18 protein-coding genes are annotated in these 18,525 nt (G+C 69.5%); 4 read left to right on the forward strand and 14 right to left on the reverse strand.

Annotated features, from left to right (window positions below; translation table 11 throughout):
- Window positions 1–179: 179 nt before the first annotated feature.
- From HUN07_RS22850 to dnaK, 4 genes are read right to left on the reverse strand one after another with little or no spacing between them, the layout of a single operon-like run.
- Window positions 180–587: a heat shock protein transcriptional repressor HspR gene (locus HUN07_RS22850; protein ID WP_114721541.1), complete on the reverse strand. Its 408-nt coding sequence runs from the start codon at window positions 585–587 to the stop codon at window positions 180–182.
- 32 nt (window positions 588–619) lie between these two features.
- Window positions 620–1,798, reverse strand: coding sequence for a molecular chaperone DnaJ (gene dnaJ, locus HUN07_RS22855; protein WP_174913068.1), 1,179 nt, complete (start codon window positions 1,796–1,798; stop codon window positions 620–622).
- 34 nt (window positions 1,799–1,832) lie between these two features.
- Window positions 1,833–2,396, reverse strand: a complete 564-nt coding sequence (gene grpE, locus HUN07_RS22860; RefSeq protein ID WP_174913070.1) for a nucleotide exchange factor GrpE — start codon at window positions 2,394–2,396, stop codon at window positions 1,833–1,835.
- On the reverse strand, window positions 2,393–4,234 hold the full coding sequence (gene dnaK, locus HUN07_RS22865; RefSeq protein ID WP_114721535.1) for a molecular chaperone DnaK: 1,842 nt from the start codon (window positions 4,232–4,234) through the stop codon (window positions 2,393–2,395). The genes grpE and dnaK overlap by 4 nt, the downstream gene beginning before the upstream one ends.
- Window positions 4,235–4,484: 250 nt before the next feature.
- On the opposite strand from dnaK, the gene HUN07_RS22870 reads away from it, so the two are divergent.
- Window positions 4,485–5,072, forward strand: coding sequence for a hypothetical protein (locus HUN07_RS22870; protein WP_174913073.1), 588 nt, complete (start codon window positions 4,485–4,487; stop codon window positions 5,070–5,072).
- On the forward strand, window positions 5,069–6,484 hold the full coding sequence (locus HUN07_RS22875) for a phytoene desaturase family protein (protein WP_174913075.1): 1,416 nt from the start codon (window positions 5,069–5,071) through the stop codon (window positions 6,482–6,484). Before HUN07_RS22870 ends, HUN07_RS22875 begins: the two co-directional genes overlap by 4 nt.
- Window positions 6,485–6,524: 40 nt before the next feature.
- Here the strand turns inward: HUN07_RS22875 and dapA are convergent, their stop codons facing one another.
- Window positions 6,525–7,457: a 4-hydroxy-tetrahydrodipicolinate synthase gene (dapA, locus tag HUN07_RS22880; protein ID WP_174913078.1), complete on the reverse strand. Its 933-nt coding sequence runs from the start codon at window positions 7,455–7,457 to the stop codon at window positions 6,525–6,527.
- 70 nt (window positions 7,458–7,527) lie between these two features.
- On the opposite strand from dapA, the gene HUN07_RS22885 reads away from it, so the two are divergent.
- Window positions 7,528–8,454 (forward strand): LysR family transcriptional regulator, encoded by a 927-nt coding sequence (locus HUN07_RS22885; protein WP_174913081.1) that lies wholly within the window; start codon window positions 7,528–7,530, stop codon window positions 8,452–8,454.
- 37 nt (window positions 8,455–8,491) lie between these two features.
- Here the strand turns inward: HUN07_RS22885 and HUN07_RS22890 are convergent, their stop codons facing one another.
- The 7 genes from HUN07_RS22890 to HUN07_RS22920 all read right to left on the reverse strand — a co-directional run bounded on the left by HUN07_RS22890 (window position 8,492) and on the right by HUN07_RS22920 (window position 13,020).
- Window positions 8,492–8,668 (reverse strand): hypothetical protein, encoded by a 177-nt coding sequence (locus HUN07_RS22890; protein ID WP_174913084.1) that lies wholly within the window; start codon window positions 8,666–8,668, stop codon window positions 8,492–8,494.
- Window positions 8,669–8,710: 42 nt separating this feature from the next.
- The gene (locus tag HUN07_RS22895; RefSeq protein ID WP_174913087.1) at window positions 8,711–9,721 is read right to left on the reverse strand and encodes an iron-containing redox enzyme family protein; all 1,011 of its coding nucleotides are present in this window, start codon (window positions 9,719–9,721) and stop codon (window positions 8,711–8,713) included.
- Between the two features lie 79 nt (window positions 9,722–9,800).
- Complete coding sequence (locus HUN07_RS22900; RefSeq protein WP_174913090.1) at window positions 9,801–10,040, reverse strand: hypothetical protein; 240 nt, start codon at window positions 10,038–10,040, stop codon at window positions 9,801–9,803.
- Between the two features lie 226 nt (window positions 10,041–10,266).
- Complete coding sequence (locus HUN07_RS22905; RefSeq protein ID WP_309473096.1) at window positions 10,267–10,473, reverse strand: CDGSH iron-sulfur domain-containing protein; 207 nt, start codon at window positions 10,471–10,473, stop codon at window positions 10,267–10,269.
- The gene (locus tag HUN07_RS22910; RefSeq protein ID WP_114721520.1) at window positions 10,466–11,134 is read right to left on the reverse strand and encodes a HemK2/MTQ2 family protein methyltransferase; all 669 of its coding nucleotides are present in this window, start codon (window positions 11,132–11,134) and stop codon (window positions 10,466–10,468) included. The genes HUN07_RS22905 and HUN07_RS22910 overlap by 8 nt, the downstream gene beginning before the upstream one ends.
- Before the next feature lie 99 nt (window positions 11,135–11,233).
- Entirely contained in the window at window positions 11,234–12,127 is an 894-nt protein-coding gene (locus tag HUN07_RS22915) for a serine hydrolase (RefSeq protein ID WP_174913092.1), read from the reverse strand.
- Complete coding sequence (locus HUN07_RS22920) at window positions 12,124–13,020, reverse strand: LysR family transcriptional regulator (RefSeq protein WP_174913095.1); 897 nt, start codon at window positions 13,018–13,020, stop codon at window positions 12,124–12,126. The genes HUN07_RS22915 and HUN07_RS22920 overlap by 4 nt, the downstream gene beginning before the upstream one ends.
- Before the next feature lie 119 nt (window positions 13,021–13,139).
- Between HUN07_RS22920 and HUN07_RS22925 the strand changes: the two genes are divergently transcribed.
- Window positions 13,140–14,948, forward strand: a complete 1,809-nt coding sequence (locus tag HUN07_RS22925; RefSeq protein WP_254622642.1) for a penicillin-binding transpeptidase domain-containing protein — start codon at window positions 13,140–13,142, stop codon at window positions 14,946–14,948.
- Here HUN07_RS22925 and HUN07_RS22930 read toward each other — a convergent pair.
- Window positions 14,932–16,485, reverse strand: coding sequence for a dynamin family protein (locus HUN07_RS22930; RefSeq protein WP_174914974.1), 1,554 nt, complete (start codon window positions 16,483–16,485; stop codon window positions 14,932–14,934). The genes HUN07_RS22925 and HUN07_RS22930 overlap by 17 nt on opposite strands.
- An 8-nt stretch (window positions 16,486–16,493) precedes the next feature.
- The gene (locus HUN07_RS22935; protein ID WP_174913097.1) at window positions 16,494–18,383 is read right to left on the reverse strand and encodes a dynamin family protein; all 1,890 of its coding nucleotides are present in this window, start codon (window positions 18,381–18,383) and stop codon (window positions 16,494–16,496) included.
- Between the last annotated feature and the right edge of the window lie 142 nt (window positions 18,384–18,525).

An 18,525-nucleotide genomic window follows, 5' to 3' on the forward strand; every position in this document is an offset into this window, starting at 1 on the left:
GTGCCGCCGACGGTCGAGGCGTAGGGACCTGCTGCCGGACCGGTGCGAAGCGAACGCGCCTCGTCACCCAGTGCATTGCAGGATCGAACTCAGTTGCTCGAGATGTTCGAGATCAGTCGTCAACGCGTCCACGTCGCCCCCCCGGGTTGTGTTCGGGACACACACTAGCAACCGGGGATTCAGCGCTGGTTGCGCGGCTTCCAGACGACGAGCGCGTTGCTGCGCGGGATGGGCACCAGGTCCCGGCGGTAACTGGCGTGGACGCGGGCGATCTCGGCGGCCATCTCGTCGACGCGGTGCTGCAGCGCCTCGACCTGGTTGGTCAGCTCGATGATCCGCTTGATGCCGGCGAGGTTGACGCCCTCGTCCTGGGACAGGCGCTGCACTTCACGCAACAGCGCCACGTCCCGCGGCGAGTACCGGCGGCCGCCACCGGTGGTGCGGTGCGGGGTGACCAGGCCGAGCCGGTCGTAGTTACGCAACGTCTGTGCGTGCATCCCGGCCAGTTCGGCGGCCACCGAGATGACGAACACCCGCGCGTCGGGGTCCGCTGGGACCTCCGACGCCTTGCGTTGCTTGTCGCTCATGATGGTTCACCTGTTCGATCGGTTCGCGCCGGTCAGGCGCCGGCCCATCCTGCCCGCGGATCGAATCCGCTGGCCTTCTCTGCCTCCAGATAGGTCTGGAGTGCCTCGGTGGCGGGGTCGTCGAGCTTCTGCGGCACCGTAACCTTCACGGTGACCAGCAGATCGCCGGCGCCTCCGCCGCGCTTGGGCACACCGCGCCCTCGCACCCTGAGAATCCGCCCGTCCGCGGTTCCGGCCGGAACCTTCACGCCCACACGGCCGTCCAGTGTCGGCACCGACAGGGTCGTACCGAGCACCAATTCGCCATAACTGACCGGCACCACCAGCGTCAGATCGTCGTTGTTGCGCCCGAACACCTTGTCGGGACGCACGTGGACGGTGACGTACAGGTCGCCGGACGGTGCACCCCGCAGCCCGGCCTCACCCTGACCCGCCAGGCGGATCCGCTGGCCGTCACTCACGCCCGAGGGAACCCGGACGGTGATGGTGCGGGTGCGGTTGGTGACGCCGTTTCCGTGGCAGTCGGCGCACGGATCGTCGATGATCGACCCGGTGCCGCGGCAGTCGTCGCACGGCTCACTGAAACCGAACGCACCCTGGTTGCGGCTGACCACGCCGGTTCCGTTGCAGCGCGGGCACACCCGCGGGCTGGTACCCGGCTCGGCACCGCTGCCGTGGCATGTGGTGCACGCCGACCTGCTGGTCAGGCGCAGCGGAACCGTCACGCCCTGGGCGGCCTCGCGGAACTCGAGCGTGGTCTCCGTCTCGACGTCGCTGCCGCGGTGCGGACGCGACGCCGTGGTGCGGCCACCGCCACCGCGGTTGAACAGCCCGCCGAACAGGTCACCGAGGCCACCGTCGCCGCCGGCGGCACCGCCGCCGCCACCACCGAACAGGTCGTTGATGTCGAAGCCGCCGCCGCCGAAACCGCCACCGCCGGTGCTGTATCCGGCTCCGGGGCCGAAGCCGCCGCTCGCGAACAAGCGGCGGGCCTCGTCGTACTCCTTGCGCTTCGCGGGGTCGGACAGGACGGCATGCGCCTCACTGACCGTCTTGAAACGCTCCTCCGCCTTGGTGTCACCGGGGTTGGCGTCGGGATGCAGATCCCGGGCCAGCTTGCGGTACGCCTTCTTGATCTCGTCGGCGGAGGCGTCGGAAGAGACACCCAGTTCCTTGTAGAAGTCCTTTTCGATCCACTCCCGTTGGCTCACTGGGCGTCTCCTCCTTTCACTGTTGTCTGTCTATCTACTCGGCTGCCGCATCGGCTGCAGGCGCGCCGTCGGTGACGGTCACCATCGCCGTGCGGAGCACTCGTTCGCCCAGGCGGTAGCCCTTGCGCAGCACTGCCCCGAGGACGGGGTTGTCACCGTCACCCTCCATCTGCACGGCCTCGTGCAGTTCCGCGGAGAAGGCATCGCCCTCGGCGCCGAACCCCTCGAGGCCGAGACCGTCGAGCACACCGGCGAGCTTGTCGGACAGCGCCTTCAGCGGTCCCGACTCCAGATCCCCGTGGGCGCGTGCCCGGTCGAGATCGTCGACGAGGTCGAGGAACTTCCCGACCACCGCGACCCTCTCGTCCTCGACGGCCCGATCGATCCGGGCCAACGCGTTGCGGCGGATGTTGGCGATCTCCGCCTTCGCGTAGCCCAGCTCGGTGCTGGCCTTCTCGAGTTCGGAGGTGATCGCGGTCAGATCGTCCGTCTCGGCCGCACCGGCCCCGGCCGCCTCCTCGGAGGCAGCCGGGGTGGTGGTGGCGTCGACCTGATCGTCGGCCGTCACCGGTTCGCGCTCGGGGTTTTCCGCCGTCACTTCTTGTCCTGATCGGTCGGCTCGTCGACAACCTCGGCGTCGACGACGTCGTCAGCGGCGGGGCCGGAGCCGTCACCCGACGCGGCGGCGTCGGCGGCCTGCGCGTCGTAGATCGCCTGGCCCAGGGCCTGCGACTCGGTGGACAGCTTCTCCACTGCAGCCTTGACGGCGGCGATGTCCGAGCCGGCGAGAGCGGTCTTGACCTCGGTGACCGCGGCCTCGACCTTCTCCTTGACGTCGGCGGGCACCTTGTCCTCGTTGTCCTTGATGAACTTCTCGGTCTGGTGCACCAGCGAATCGGCCTGGTTGCGGACCTCGGCCTCCTCGCGGCGGTTCTTGTCCTCCTCCGCGTGCGCCTCGGCGTCCTTGATCATCCGATCGATCTCGTCCTTGGACAGACCGGAGCCGTCCTGGATCTTGATCGTGTTCTCCTTGCCCGTGCCCTTGTCCTTCGCGGTCACGTGCACGATGCCGTTGGCGTCGATGTCGAAGGTGACCTCGATCTGCGGCACGCCGCGCGGGGCCGGCGGGATACCGGACAGCTCGAACGATCCGAGGAGCTTGTTGTGCGAGGCGATCTCGCGCTCACCCTGGAACACCTGGATCTGCACCGACGGCTGGTTGTCGTCCGCCGTGGTGAAGGTCTCGGAGCGCTTGGTCGGGATCGTGGTGTTGCGCTCGATGAGCTTGGTCATCACGCCACCCTTGGTCTCGATACCGAGAGACAGCGGGGTGACGTCGAGCAGCAGAACGTCCTTGACCTCGCCCTTGAGGACGCCGGCCTGAAGCGCCGCTCCGACTGCAACCACTTCGTCCGGGTTCACGCCCTTGTTGGGCTCCCGGCCACCGGTGAGCTCACGAACCAGGTCGGAGACGGCCGGCATACGGGTGGAGCCACCGACGAGCACGACGTGGTCGATGTCCTTGACGGCGATGCCCGAGTCCTTGACCACGGCCTGGAACGGCGCGCGGGTGCGGTCCAGCAGGTCGGAGGTGATCTTCTGGAACTCGCTGCGGGTGAGCTGCTCGTCGAGGAACAGCGGGTTCTTGTCCGCGTCGACGGTGATGTACGGCAGGTTGATGGAGGTGCTCTGCGAGCTGGACAGCTCGATCTTCGCCTTCTCCGCAGCCTCACGCAGACGCTGCAGGGCCATCTTGTCCTTGGTCAGATCGATGCCGTTCTGAGCCTTGAACTTGTCGACCAGCCAGCTGACGATGCGCTCGTCCCAGTCGTCGCCACCGAGGTGGTTGTCACCGGAGGTCGCGCGGACCTCGACGACGCCGTCGCCGATCTCGAGCAGGGACACGTCGAAGGTGCCGCCGCCGAGGTCGAAGACCAGGATGGTCTGTTCCTTCTCGCCCTTGTCGAGGCCGTACGCCAGCGCGGCCGCGGTGGGCTCGTTGACGATGCGCAGGACGTTGAGGCCCGCGATCTGTCCGGCTTCCTTGGTGGCCTGGCGCTGCGCGTCCTCGAAGTAGGCGGGGACGGTGATGACGGCGTCGGTGATCTCCTCACCGAGGTACGCCTCCGCGTCACGCTTCAGCTTCATCAGCGTGCGGGCGCTGATCTCCTGCGGCGTGTACTTCTTGTCGTCGATCTCCACGTTCCAGTCGGTGCCGATGTGGCGCTTGACCGAGCGGATGGTGCGGTCGACGTTGGTGACCGCCTGGTTCTTGGCGGGCTGACCGACGAGCACTTCACCGTTCTTGGCGAAGGCCACGACGGACGGGGTGGTGCGCGAGCCCTCGGAGTTGGCGACCACTACCGGCTCGCCGCCTTCGAGCACAGACACGACCGAGTTGGTGGTCCCGAGGTCGATTCCGACCGCACGAGCCATAGTGATCCCTCACTTTCCTTCTTCGCAGCCTCTCGAGCTGCGGTTATCTTCTCGACACTGAGCTAATGAACCTCAGGTGAGCGTATCCGGCTCAAGTTTGCATGCGACTCCAGTCGAAGTCAATCCGAAACTTGAGTCCTCGACGCTCAGGTTCTCGAAATGGTCAACGGGCCGCCTCACGGGTTTGTTCCCGACTGCGGGATTTTCCCGACCGGGCTGACCGGACCGCGGGCGCGGATACGATTCGGACGTGGACACCACCGACGAACACGAGGCAACGGCGGTGCCGGCGCAGCCGCACCGGCCCCGGCCGCCCCGACCCGATGTCGTCGTCGCTCCGCTGCACACCCCGACCGCGGTCACTCCCCCGCACGCGCTCGCCGCGGCACTGGCCGCGTGGACGGCCTCCTTCGTCGTTTTCGTCGGACTCCTCGGAGCCCTCGCGTTGGACTACGGAAGGGTGCGCGACGCCCTCGAGTCCGACCTCGCCGATCGGAATCCGACCGCCGCCGCGGGCGACGTCTCCGGGGTCGTCAGCCTCACCGTGCCGGCCGTCGTCGGCATCGGGCTGCTGGTCATGCTCACCGCGGTGTTCGCGATCCTTCGGCTCCGCAGGCGTCGTCGCGGCGGCCGAACCGGGCTGGCCGTCGCCGCACTACCGACGATCGTCGCGGCCGTCGCCACCTGGAATCTGTTGTCGGGCGCGTGGGACACCTCCGTCCGCGCCCTCACGTGGGCGCCGCTGCTGCAGGCCGGGTTGGTCGTGGTCGGCACGGCGTTGCTGTTCGCACCCGCCGTCTCGGCGTGGCTCGACCGCCCGGCCGGCGGCACGCCATGACGGACGCCGTCGTCGTCGGCTCCGGCCCCAACGGGCTGGCCGCGGGTGTGGCGCTCGCGCTGCGCGGCATCTCCGTGACCGTGTACGAGGCCGCGGACACGATCGGCGGCGGCACCCGCACCTCCGAGCGCCTCGTGCCCGGACTGCTGCACGACGACTGCTCGGCGGTGCACCCGATGGGCGTGGCGTCACCGTTCTTCCGCTCGCTCGACCTCTCCGCGCACGGACTCGAATGGCGGTATCCGGAGATCGATCTCGCGCATCCGCTCGACGATGCCGTGTCGGGCGTGTTCACACGGTCGATCGAGCAGACCGCGAGCCGACTGGGGCCCGACGGACCCGCGTGGCGACGGCTGTTCGCGCCGCTGTCCGAGCACTTCGACGAACTGGCCGGCGAACTGCTGCGTCCCGTCGTACACCTGCCCAGGCACCCGATCCCGATGGTGCGCTTCGGGATCCATGCGCTCGCCCCCGCCACGCTGACGGCGAGGCGATGGCGCACCGCGCAGGCGCGGGCGCTGTTCGGCGGTGTGGCCGCGCACGCCTACTACCCGTTGTCCCGGCCCACGACGTCGGCGGCGGGCCTGATGATGCTCGCCGCCGGGCACCGCTACGGCTGGCCGGTCGCGAAGGGCGGGTCCCGCGCGATCACCGATGCGCTGGCCTCACTGTTACTCGCCCACGGCGGTCGGATCGAGACCGGACGACGTGTCCGCTCGCTGGGCGAGTTGCCGCGCGCCGACATCACGATGCTCGACCTGTCGCCCACCGGCGTCGCCGAGGTGGCCGGCAACCTGCTGCCGGCCCGGGTGGCCCGCGCGTACCGCCGGTACCGGTACGGTCCGGCGGCGTTCAAGCTGGATCTGGCCGTCGAGGGCGGCATTCCGTGGCGTGACGACGCATGCCGCCGCGCCGGCACCGTCCACCTCGGCGGGACCTTCGAGGAGGTGGTCGCGACTGAGCGGGACCTGCACCGCGGCCGAATGCCCGAGCGTCCGTTCGTCCTGATCGGACAGCAGTACCTGGCGGACCCCTCACGATCGGCCGGTGACGTGCACCCGGTGTGGGCGTACGCCCATGTGCCGCACGGATACACCGGCGACGCGACGGAGGCGATCCTGCGCCAGATCGAGCGCTTCGCACCCCACACCCGGGACCGCATCGTCGGCAGCTTCACCCGGTCCGCCGTCGAGATGCCCGCCTACAACCCCAATTACGTGGGCGGCGACATCGCGACCGGCGCGAACGATCCGGTGCAGTTGTTGACGCGCCCGCGGGTGGCCATCGACCCCTATTCGACAGGCATCCCGGGCGTCTACATCTGCTCCGCCGCGACCCCGCCCGGCGGCGGCGCGCACGGGATGGGCGGATACAACGCAGCCAGGTCGGCACTGCGGCGAATCGAGCGTTAGGTTTCGGACGCCGCACCGGACCACGGCACGTTGGGATCGATCATCGCGAGAGCGCAAGGCGAAGGTGTCGGAGCGCGTCGACGATCGCCCCGGGCTCACCGGCCGGCAGCAACGGAAGCCGGACGTTCGGGGTGGATATCCGACCCTGGGCATGGAGAACGGCCTTGATGACGGTGGGATTGGGCTCGGATATCAGTGCGGATGTGGGCCCCACCAATTGGTGCGCCAGCGCCCGTGCGGGCACGGGTCGTCCGCTGCGCCAGAGGTCGTACAGTTCGACGAATTCCCTCGCACACACATTCGCGGTCGCCGCGATCGCGCCCGCCGCGCCCATCGCGAGCAGCGGCGAGACGAGCGTGTCCTCCCCCGCAAGAACCGAGAACGCGTCCACAGGAGCAGACCCCGCGGCGCGACCCGACGACGCAGACTCCGCGAGAAGCCGCGCGGTGTCGGTATCCACCGAGCCGACTGCCTGCTTGATGCCGACGATCCGCGGATGCTTCGCCAGGCGCACAACGGACTCCCAACCCAGATACTGGCCGGTGCGGTACGGAACGTTGTACAGAACGAGCGGAAGCGGACTCCGATCGGCGACGTACTCGAAGTGCGCCACGACCCCCGCCTCGGACGGTCGCGTGTAGTACGGGACCACTACCAATACGCCCGTGACATCGGCTTCCGCATTCAGCGCCTCGATCGCCCGCACGGTGCCGACCGTGTCGTTGGAGCCGGCCCCGACGAGCAGAGGAACCCCGCGCTCGCGGCACACCCTGCCGCAGATCCGCACGACATCGCGGCGTTCCGGTGGGCTCAGCGTCGCCGGCTCCGCGGTGGTCCCCAACGCGACGATCCCGGCCGCTCCCTCGTCGATCACGGCGTGCGCGAGGAGTTCCAGCTCGGCAGCGGCGAGCTCACCGTCGTCCGCGAACGGAGTGACGAGCGGGACGAGAATTCCTGACGGGTGGAAGGTCATGCACCCAGTCTCACCGCGCACATAATCAAGATCCAGTTACTGTTCATGGCGCTATCCGTAAGCTGAACTGATGCTCGACATCCGCAAGCTCAGACTTCTGCGCGAACTCGCCCACCGAGGCACCATCGCGTCGGTCGCAGAGGCACTGTCGTACACGCCCTCGGCGGTGTCACAGCAGCTTGCGGCCCTCGAGCGCGAGGCCGGTCGCCCGCTGTTGACACGCACGGGCCGTCGGGTGAGTCTCACGCCGGCCGGGACGATGCTGGTCGAGCACACGGAGGTCGTGCTCGCCGACCTGGAACGAGCCGAGGCCGCGCTCTCCGCGAGCGAGAAGGGCCTGTCGGGTTCGGTTCGCCTGGGGGCGTTTCCGACTGCCCTACGGACGATCGTGCTGCCCGCAATGCTGGAGATCGGCCGCGCCGAGAAGGGTTTGGAACTGACGGTGACCGAGGTGGATCCCGCCGCCGTGCCGGATCTTCTTCGCGGCGGTCGACTGGACATCGCGTTGGTTCATGAATACGACAACGTGCCCTCCACCATGGGGCCAGGCATCGAGACCGAACCGATCCTCGACGAGGTCGTGTACCTCGCGTCAACGGAACCGGCGGAGGGGGTCGACATGACGGTGGTCCGCCGGCACGCCGGAAGCCGCTGGATAGTCGGCAACACCGGCACCCTCTGCCACACGATGGCCGTACGTACCTGTCAGTCCCAGGGCTTCGAACCGCACATAGCCCATCGGGTCGATGACTTCGCGACGGTCCTGCGACTCGTCGCCGCGGGAGACGGCGTGGCGTTGGTTCCCCAACTCGGAGCGACCGACGTCCCGGAGGGGGTAGTGCTCACGACTCTCCCGATCCACAGGCGGACCCGGATCGCCTACCGGCTCGGAAGTCGGTTCCGGCCGCCATTCGCCGCCGTGAGCGACGAATTGCACCGTGCGGCACGATCGCTTCCACAGCGCCCCTCGACAACCGATCGATCGCACATCGGGTGATCTCCCGGGCCGCCGGCCGGGTCATTGCCCGCAAAGGTCAGGCGTCGGATCCGGATTCCGGTCGATCGACACGGATGGACCCGGACGCCAGATCCACCCGGATCAACGGCAGCAGGCCTCGACCGGTGATCCGGCTGAACACCACCTCGACGAATGCCAGCAGTATCAGCAAGCACGCCAGGCCGGGAAGCGTCATCACCCACAGCAGACCCATACGCGTCAGTGTCGGTCGGTGTCGCGCCCGCCTGTCCAGATCTCAGCCCGCGCGGGATCGCAGCGAACTCGCGCCGCGGGCCCACGAGTTCGCCATGTGCTCGCCCACCAGGTCGTCGAACGCGAGGCACGCGGCCGCGCCGAACAGGACGTCGCCGGCACAGTCCGGGCGCTGCGCGACCAGACCGCCCGCGAGGTCGCGGACGACGATCTGCTCGTGCACGGAGTCGGCCTCGACGTGTTCGTCGAAGAACAGGGTGGCCGCGGCGCCGAAGCCGAGCCGACGCAGCCCGGCGGCGTACTTCTTGCTCGGCAGCGCGGAGGTGGTCTCCACCGCGCACAGGTGTCCGGCGAGCGCGGCCCGCAGACGGCGGTGCAGCCCGAAGAGGGACAGCGCGTTGAGCGATGCGAGCGTGACCGCCGGGACGTCGTCGAGATAGTGGGCGTACCCGTCGGACAGCCCCAGCTCGCGCATCGTCGTCGCGAACAGCTGCGAGTGCATCCGCTCGAGACGCCCGCCGCCGTACTCGTCGGCCTGCACCTCGACGAGCGCCGCCTTCGGCCGCCCGACGAGTCTCGGGATGCCGATCGTGTGGACGTCGGCCTCGCGCAGCTGGTTGAGCGATCGGTGGATCAGCAGCTCCCGGAACTGGTCCGCGGTCGCGTCCGTGGCCATGAAGCCCGCCAACCCGGGACCCACCGTGGGCGCGGTCATCTCCCAGAGCGCTGCCACGACATCGGACGGGTCGACGTCCTCCACCCGCGGGCGCGCGAGCTCGCGGACCGCCGCCTCGAACGGTGCCTCCAGCTCGGCACGCGCGGCGATCAGCTCCGGGGCCCACTCGAGCCGGTCGTCCGCTCCGTCGACGCCGTGTAGATGCAGCTCGTACAACAGCGCCAAGGCCAGCTGCGCGTCGTCGTCGTCGATCATGCCGTTCGACGACTCCGACCTGTATCCACGGGCCGCGGTGTTCACGGTCGCCGGGTCGTCCGCGCCGGACAGCACCGCGACGACTGCGGCGCTCACGGGACCGCGTGGTTCGGGAATCGGCATCGGCATCGGCTTCCCCGATCAGTAGCGGTCACCTGCGGTGGTCATTCGTCTCGTTCCTCCGTTCCGCTCCGTGCAGCGCCTAGGTGTACTGCGCCACGAGCCGGTCGAACTCCTCGCTGTCGACCAGGCCGGGCTGTCCGATGTCCAGTGCGGTCAGGAACTTGTGCACCAGACCGAAGTCGCGCCCCAACTCGGCGCGCGAGGGACCCGACGTCTTCGGGCTCACACCGCTTCCGATCATCGCGTCCAGATTGGCGGCGATCTCGTTCAGCTTCTGTCGGTCCGCATCGGTTCGACCGGCTGTTCCTCCAGTTGTCATCCGTTCTCAACCCCGTTTCCGTCTTGTCGTCGTTCGCAAGGTTTCCGGGCACTGACTCTCATACTGCCCGTGTCCGGATCGTTCTGCTGGACAGGATTTCGGCCACGCCACCTGTGGAGGAAAGAACTCACACCTGTGGACAGCCCTGTGAATGATTCACCGCCAGGGGCGGACTCGACGATGACTCGAGAACCGCTAGGTCACTCGAGTTGACGCAGAGAAGATTTCACGGATTCTGCTGTTTCTTCCGTTTGTGCGAGCTGTCACAGAAGGGCGACCGGCCCGTCCTCCCGCAGCGGCACAACGCAATCGTCGCGCGTTCGTTGACGATCGGGACACCGGCGCCGTCGACGAGACTCACCGGGCCGCGGATCAGCAGCGGCCCGTCGGGGCACACCGTGACGACCACCTCGGCTCCCGCGCCGTCAGCCACGACGGACCGCCTCCCTCCACCCGGCACGGAACACGACCAGCCTTTCGCGGTCCTGCCCCGCCTCGACCAACCCGCGACGCCGAAGCATGCCCTCGCGCGCAGCGGTTATCGGACCGAACGGTATGTCCACGCTGCGAACGATGTCGACTTCCAACCCCCGCTCCTCGAGCATCACCTGCGTCTTCTCGAGACCGCTCAGTGCGGACTGCAGCAGCAACATCACTCCCCCGTCGGTCAGGACGTCGGGCACCTCGGTGCAGATGCGATCGAGCAGCGATCGACCGTTCGATCCCGCATCCCACGCGCGGGCCGCGCCGCGCGTCGGCAACCGGTCGGTCGCCGAAGGCACGTAGGGCGGATTGGACAGCACGAGGTCGAACCGCTCGCCGTCCACCGGCACCGTGAGATCACCCCGCACCACCCGTACGTGAGCGCGGTTGAGCCACGCGTTGATTCGCGTGTTCACCACCGCTCTACGGCCGATGTCGACTGCCGTGATGTCCTCCGAGCCCGCCGCCGCGGCACGCGCGCTGAGCATCCCGGTGCCCGCGCACAGGTCCAGGATCCGAGTGCGGGCACCCACGGGCTCGGAGCTCAGGGCCTGCGCCAGAAGGAAACTGTCGGTTTGCGGACGATAAACACCGGGTAATCGGAGAAGCACGAAGGGCCCCCTCGGTCCTCGTGGCGTCGGAGCACCGACACCTCCTTCGAGTATCGCCGACACCCGCGGGCGGTGCACGGAACCGACGGAACGGCCGGATCAGCCCAGCCGGCGCAAGTCCGCGATCGCCGCACGCGCGGCGAGACCGATCGCCGCATCCGCCCTGGGCAACAGTGCATCCGCGCGCGCCGCCCGGGTGAAGACCGCGACCGCGAACGCGTCACCGTCGGGAAACTCGATCACTCCCACCTCGTTGCGTACCGCACCGAGCGTTCCGGTCTTCCCGGCGACGACGACGTCTGCGAACGGGAATCCCGAGCGCAAGCGCGCGGTGAAGACCTGGCTCGACATCAGGGCACGGACGAATGCCGTCTGATCCGCGGACAGGACGGCCCCGGTCCACACCGCCGACAGCAGCGTCGTCATGTCCCGCGGGGTGGTCGCGCTCGACAGCACCGGGTCGTAGCCGCTCGGGAACATGACGGTGTCGTTGTCGCCGATCCGGGCGAACGCCTCGGCGGGCGAGCGCGTGCCCGTGTCCGCCACCAGCGACTCCAGGCTGTCCGCGGTGCCACCGACGATCCGCGTCGACGAGAGCCCCAGGCCGCCCATCGTCTCGTTCACCCGGTCCACACCCACGCGCCGGAGCAGTTCGTCGGCGGCGGCGTTGTCGGACACCGCCATCATCGAGCGCGCCATGTCGCGCAGCGACATTCGTACCGGATCCGACATCTGCGAGACACCGGTCGGCCCGGTGGTGCGGGTGGACGGGTCGAGGGTCACCTGCCGGCGCGGGTCCAGATCACCGGCGTCGACGAGGCGGCAGAACGTGACGAGCAGCGGCAGTTTGTACACCGAGGCCATGACCACCGGCTGGTCCGGCGATGCCCCGACCTCGATACCCGCGCGTCGGTCCGACACCGGGATCGCGTGCAGACATCCGCGCACGGCGGCGTCGACGAACACGTCCGACAGTCCAGTCGTACCCGTCACGACGTCACCTGCCCGGCCGCCGCGTAGCCGGCGATCCGCGCGGCCATCGCGTCGAGCACCCGGTCCGGCACGTCGGCCGACGCCGACCGCAGGCACCGCAGGCGCAGGCGGATCGACTCGTCGCCCGGCCGGACCCGGCCCACCCCGGGAGCCGACAGCGTCTGGTCCGCGGTGAGGGCGAAGGCCTGGCCGGCCGCCACGAGCGCGAGGGCCCACCGGTCGTCAGGTGCGTTGATGACGTCCAGGTCGGTCCCGACCCGGGCGAATGCGTCGCCCAGCAGGTCGTACGCCGCCGGGCCGTCGGAGCGTGGCGGCGACGCGAACCGCAGGCCGGTCAGGCGGGACAGCCCGCACGGGTCCTGCGCCGCCGCCGGGTGCGAGGCCGGCACCAACAGGGTCAGCGGCAGTGGCACCACGTCGGTGCCGGTGAGCGGGTCCACCAGGGCGGGATGCTCGATGACACCGAGATCGATTGCGCCGGAACCCAATTGGTCGACGAGATCGGCACTCGGGGCGATGCTCACCTCGACGCGGCCCGACCCGGCGAACGACCGGACCGTCGCCGCGAGGTCCGCGACCAGCGCGGTCGGCACCTTCGGCATGACGCCGACGCGGAGGGTGCGCTCGTGCGCCTGCCGCCGGCGCGCGGTGTCGGTGAAGCGCTGGGCCTGTCCGATCAGGTCGATCGCGTCCGGCAGCAGCGCCTGCCCGCTCGCGGTGAGCACGACGCCCTTCGATCCGCGGTGGAACAGCGTGACGCCGAGTTCACGCTCGAGCTTCTTCACGCCCTGGCTCAGCGGCGGCTGGGTCATCCCGAGGCGGGCGGCAGCGCGGCCGAAGTGCTGCTCCTCGGCCACGGCGATGAAGAATTCGAGGTGTAACAGAAGGTTCACGACGGCCCTGAACTGGCCTTATTCGTATCGAGTATCGGTCTCACGTCAATAGCATATTGGACTCGCCGGAGTCCTCGATGCTTCGCTGCCAATCGACATCCAATCGAACGAGCGGAGTGATGATGGCCGACGGGACCAAGCGGGAGTTGTGGAAGCGCGGCGCACTGACACTCGCGGCGGCGGTGGCGCTGACGTCGTGCGGCGTGCTGGGTGGTCCCGACTCCGGCGAGAAGGTGGCGCGCAAGTTCGTCGACGCCCTCGGCAGCGGGGACGTGGCGGCCGCCGCATCGCTCACCGACGACCCCGACGGCGCGAGCGACGTGCTGCGCCGCACCCTCGACGGTGTGGGCGACGGCGCCGAGGCCGAGTTCACCGTCGAACGCGCCGACGACTCACGGTTCACCTACCGGTCGGACTGGGATTTCGGCGGCGGACGGTCCTGGAGTTACACCACGGCGGTGCCGTTGACGTACACCGACGGCACCCGCCGGGTGTCGTGGTCCTCCGCGGTGGTCAACGAACGACTCCAGCCCGGCCAGGCCCTGCAGTACACACCGGTCGCCGACACACGGGCCGTCCTCGACGCCAACGGGATGGCACTGCTGGAGCCGCAGACGGTCACGGTCGTCGACATCGAATCGAACACGCTGGCAACCGATTCTGCGGTGCGGGCGCAACTGTCGCGTCTGCTGTCGCGCGCGGTACCGGGGTTCGAAGTCGCCCCGCCGAATCCCGGCGCGGCGGCGAAGCCGGGCGAGCGGGTGAACCTGGTGAGCCTGCGGCAGCAGGACGCCGCGCCGATCCGCGCCGAACTCGCGAAGATCCCCGGCATCCATCTCTCCGATCAGATGCGGCTACTCACCGTCGACCGGGCGCTGACGTCGCCGGTGGTCGCCGAGCTGCGGGCGACCTGGGAATCGCGACAACAGGATTCGGCGGGCTGGCGGGTGCAGGCCGTCGAGCGCGACGGCGGCGTCGCCGGCACCCTCACCGGCGGCGACCCGCCGGACGGCACGGCGCTGCGCACGACGCTGGATCCCCGCATCCAGCATCTCGCCCAGCAGGCCGTGAACACCGAACCCCGCGCGGCCGCGCTGGTCGCGCTCGATGCCACGAACGGCCAGGTGCTGGCGGTCGCGCAGAACGGGGCCGCCGACAAGTCCGGCCCCATCGCCCTGACCGGCCTGTATCCGCCGGGCTCGACATTCAAGACCGTCACGACGATGGCTGCGTTGCAGAGCGGCGCGGTCAACGCCGACAGCACCGTCGACTGCCCGGGCACCGCGAATATCGAGGGCCGCGTCATCCCCAACGAGAACGAGTTCGACCTGGGCCGCGTCCCGCTGCACTCGGCGTTCGCCCACTCGTGCAACACGACGATGGGCAGACTGGCCGTCGGACTGCCCGCCGACGCGCTTCAGGTGCAGGCACGCGAGTTCGGGCTGGGCGTCGACTACCTGACACCGGGACTGACGACCGTCACCGGTTCGGTGCCGTCGGCGCAGACGCCCGCGCAGCGCGTCGAGGCCGCGATCGGCCAGGGCGAGGACCTGGCGAGTCCCTTCGGGATGGCGATGGTCGCGGCGGCGATCGCCGGGGGCCGGGCCCCTCTACCCCAGTTGATCGGCGGGGAGCCCGCGACCGCCGACCACACACCGGGGCCGCTCGACCCCGACCATGTGCGGGACCTGAAATCAATGATGACCGAGACGGTGCGCAGCGGCACCGCCACGAGCCTCTCCGACATCTCCGGGCTCATGGGCAAGACCGGGACCGCCGAATTCGGCGACGGCACGCACGCCCACGGATGGTTCGTCGGGATCCGCGGCAACGTCGCGTTCGCGGTGCTGGTGGTCTCGGGCGAGAGTTCCGGCCCCGCGCTCGACATCGCCGGCAGCTTCCTGCGACCGATCAGCGACGAGGAGTAGACGCGACCGGCGCCACGCGCACCGCCCCCGCGTCGATGTCGAGCCGCATCGCCCCGGCGAATCCACCGACCCCGCCGGTCCCGCCCAGTTCGGTCAGCACTCCCTCCGCACTGCGGGCGGCGACGCGACAGGCCCGGGCGGTGAACTGGTCGACCAGGGGATGCGCCGCCCGCTCACGCCACTTGTGCACCGCTGCGAGCGCCACGACCCGCGCCTCCTCGATCGAGGCGTCGGCCGCCAGCCCGAGCCGCGTTGCGGGATCGATGCCGAAACCACCGATGAGCCGCTGCAGTTCGGTCAGATCGTCGCCCGACAGGCCGGTTTCGGCGCTGCGGAGCCGGCCGAGCATGCGCAACTCCTGGAAGCCGTGGACGTCCGCGAGCAGCCGTCCGGCCTCGTCGATCATGCGCGGGGTCTGCGGGGTGGGGTGCGCTTCGAGGACCCGTTCGAGCGCGACGAGCGCGGAGTGCGTCTTGAGTTGATCGGCTCGCTGGCCGAACTGCACGTCGATCACCTGTCGCAGTTCGTCGAGCCCGCTGCGGGCCACCAACTCGGCGGCGAGGCTGGGCGAATCCTGCACCCCGAGCCGGATCAGCATCACCGCGAGCCGAATCCCGAACAGGCCGAACCGGTCCGCGAGCTGACGGCGCATCGCCGCGTCCACGGGCAGCGGGGCGTCGTCGCGGACGAACCGGTCGGCGGACAGCATCGCCAGCTGCAGATCCTCCCCCGGCACCCGCGCGAGCGCCTCGAATGCCGCGAACTCGCTCTGCCGCAACGTCCGCGCGCCCAGCGCCAAGAGGCCCGCCACCGGAACGACCGCCTGACACAGTCCGGTGAGCTCGAGTTCCGCCGTGAACCGGGCCGCCATCTCCTTCGCGGACAGCATCGCGTCGGCCCGGCCCGCCCCCACCTCGTCGGCGCGCGAGACCACCCCGACGACGCCGAGCGGCCCGGACTCGCCGCCCACGTGGGCACCGATCCGGCCCAGGAACTGGACATCCGACGCACTGAGGCTGCGCAGCAGGTACACCACCGCGTCGGCGCCGGACACCGCGTTCTCGGGGGTCAGCATCTCGAGGGTGCGGGCTGAGACGTCCTTCGACAGCGACGACGTACCTGGGGTGTCGATGATCGTCGTCTGGGCGAGCGCGCTGGCCGGCCATTCCACGTCGAGGCGGTCGACACGGTCCGCCGTGAGGTCGCCGAGGTCGAACGTCAGGCGTCCCGCGTGCCGCTGCACGGCCACATTGGCGGATTCGGCGCCGTCGTAGCGGGCGGTGACCGTCGGCGTCGTGCCGCCGCGATACCAGGTGACGACGCGGGTGCACTCCGTCGCGTCGGTCGGGGCGATGTCCTGTCCGACAAACGCATTGAGCAGCGTGGACTTGCCCGCCTTGACGGAACCGGCGAGCGCGACGCGCAACGGCTGCTCGAGCCGGGACGCGCACTCGTTCAGTTGCGCCCGCGCGACGGGGTTGTCTGCGTAGATCTCGCGTGCCGACACGATGAGGGCGCGCGCCCGCTCGAACGACATCGACGCCGTCACGCCGGCACCTCCTCGTCCACCCCGGCCTCGACGGGAAGCAACTGTGCCGCACGATCCTTCAGCTCGGCGAGCACCTGCATCTGCCGCTCCACCTCGGCGGCGCGGCCGGCCCGCTCGGTCGACTCGACGGTGTCCGCGTCCTGTGCCGCGCGCAACGAATCACCGAGCGACCGCAGCGTCTGCTCCGCGATCGCCGTGAAGTGGTCACGCAGCAACCGCTGGATCAGCCGGAGCCGATCCTTCGACTCCTTACCCACCTGGAAGCTGACGTCGTCGGTGAACCGTCGGATCGCCACCTTCGCGTCGGCGCGGCGCTTGACGACCCGGGCGTCACGGTCGTCGCGATATGCCTTGGTGCCGAGCAGAACTCCGGCACCCACCGAGATGGGGTTGAGCAGCGTCATCCCCATCAGCGTCGTGATGAGGCCGAACATCAGTACGCCACCGTACGATCCGCGCATTCCGACCAGCACCTTCTGGGTGATGCCGATCCGGCCCGACTCGAGGTCCGACAGCGCGACCACCGGTTCGAGCACACCGTCGAGATCGGCGACGTCGAGCTGCGGCATCTCCACCGCACCCGCGTCCGCGAAGTGCTCGGCCACCACCTCCGCGAGCCACAGGGCACGGTCGTGCGCCCACACGAAGTTGTCGCCCACCGACTGCGCGATCTGCTCCTCGAGCCACTCGCCCAGCTCGCCCCACTCCTTGCCGGGATCGCCCTCGTCGACCGCACGTTCGGCCTCACGGGTCACCTGCCGCAGCCGGTCCCGCAGGTCGTGGTCGATATCCGACGCCAGATCCGCGATCCCGTCGGCGAGGGTCTGCTGCCATCGCGACGTCTTCTTGTGCAGCTCCTCGGTGGCCGTCTTGGCTCGCTGCAGTTCGGCCACCGCGGCCGCGCCCTTCGCCGGATCACGCAGCGCGGCAAGCTCGCTGCCGAGTGCGAGCATGAGGTGCTCGACCACGGAGTGGACGTCGTGAGACACCGCGCGACGCAACCCGCCCTCGGCGTGCTCGATCACCCGCCCCCGCAGGAACGCGTACAGGGCGTCGAAGCCGGACTCGCCGTGCAGGGATCGGTCGTCGAGGCGCAGGGCGTGCGAACGCAGCACCGACGAGATCGGCACCAGCGGGACGTCGATGCCCGCGCGCTGCAGGTGCGCTCGGTCGGCGTCGACGATCCGCCGCCAGTGCGGATACAGATCAGTCTTGGTGATCAGGCACGCGACCGCGGGACACAGCCCGGTCACCTGGCGCAGGAACGCGAGCTCCGGCTCGGTGAACTCCTGGCTCGCGTCGGAGAGTACGAGAACCGCGTCGGCGGCCGGCAACAGTCCCAGAGTGGCTGCCGCGTGCGGATTTCCGTGCCCACCGACGCCGGGGGTGTCGACGAACACCAGACCGTCCGCCAGCAGCGGGCTCGGCACGTTGACCTCGAGACGCAGCACCTCACGTCCCTCCGCGCGCGGAGTCGACGGACCGACCGAATCCAGTTCCGCGAGTGGAACCTCGACCCGCCGCGGCTCGCCACCGGGCTCGGCCACGACAAGCTCGGCGAAGGCCCGCTCGGAGTTCTGCACGACCGTCGGTACCGCGGTGGTCTCGTCGTCCCCCACCGAGCACACCGCGAGGTTGAGCAGCGAGTTGACGAACTGGCTCTTGCCCTGTTTGAGCTGTCCCACCACCACGACGCGGAACCGGGGGTCGACCACCCGCGTGCGTACCAGGTCCAGACGATCCACCAGATCCGTCCGGCCCGCGGCCGCCGCGATCCCGGTGGTGCGGTCCAGCAGTGCCGTCAGCGCGGCCTCGTGCGCCGGCACCGCGCGGTTCCGCGTCGGCGACTTCGCCGATTCCGCCGTGTCCGAGGTCGCGTTGTCCATGGGTTTCGCTGCCCCGCTTCTGTGTTCCGACCTACGCCCGCACCGCTGTGCACGCGCTGACTGATCCGCCGCTCCGCTGGATACGAACCGGGGCCCCGTTCGCATTAGCGCGTACGGGGCCCCGTTCGTTACAGGTCGTGTC

Origin of the sequence: Rhodococcus sp. W8901 (assembly GCF_013348805.1) — a bacterium.
GTDB lineage: Bacteria > Actinomycetota > Actinomycetes > Mycobacteriales > Mycobacteriaceae > Prescottella.

Bases quoted from the DNA above. Each gene is read 5' to 3' on its own strand.
- HUN07_RS22925 (WP_254622642.1), top strand. From the start codon at position 13,140: ATGATGGCCGACGGGACCAAGCGGGAGTTGTGGAAGCGCGGCGCACTG.
- HUN07_RS22935 (WP_174913097.1), bottom strand. From the start codon at position 18,383: ATGGACAACGCGACCTCGGACACGGCGGAATCGGCGAAGTCGCCGACG.
- HUN07_RS22900 (WP_174913090.1), bottom strand. From the start codon at position 10,040: ATGACAACTGGAGGAACAGCCGGTCGAACCGATGCGGACCGACAGAAG.
- HUN07_RS22875 (WP_174913075.1), top strand. From the start codon at position 5,069: ATGACGGACGCCGTCGTCGTCGGCTCCGGCCCCAACGGGCTGGCCGCG.
- dnaK (WP_114721535.1), bottom strand. From the start codon at position 4,234: ATGGCTCGTGCGGTCGGAATCGACCTCGGGACCACCAACTCGGTCGTG.
- HUN07_RS22895 (WP_174913087.1), bottom strand. From the start codon at position 9,721: ATGCCGATTCCCGAACCACGCGGTCCCGTGAGCGCCGCAGTCGTCGCG.
- dapA (WP_174913078.1), bottom strand. From the start codon at position 7,457: ATGACCTTCCACCCGTCAGGAATTCTCGTCCCGCTCGTCACTCCGTTC.
- HUN07_RS22890 (WP_174913084.1), bottom strand. From the start codon at position 8,668: ATGGGTCTGCTGTGGGTGATGACGCTTCCCGGCCTGGCGTGCTTGCTG.
- HUN07_RS22930 (WP_174914974.1), bottom strand. From the start codon at position 16,485: ATGTCGTTCGAGCGGGCGCGCGCCCTCATCGTGTCGGCACGCGAGATC.
- HUN07_RS22850 (WP_114721541.1), bottom strand. From the start codon at position 587: ATGAGCGACAAGCAACGCAAGGCGTCGGAGGTCCCAGCGGACCCCGAC.
- HUN07_RS22885 (WP_174913081.1), top strand. From the start codon at position 7,528: ATGCTCGACATCCGCAAGCTCAGACTTCTGCGCGAACTCGCCCACCGA.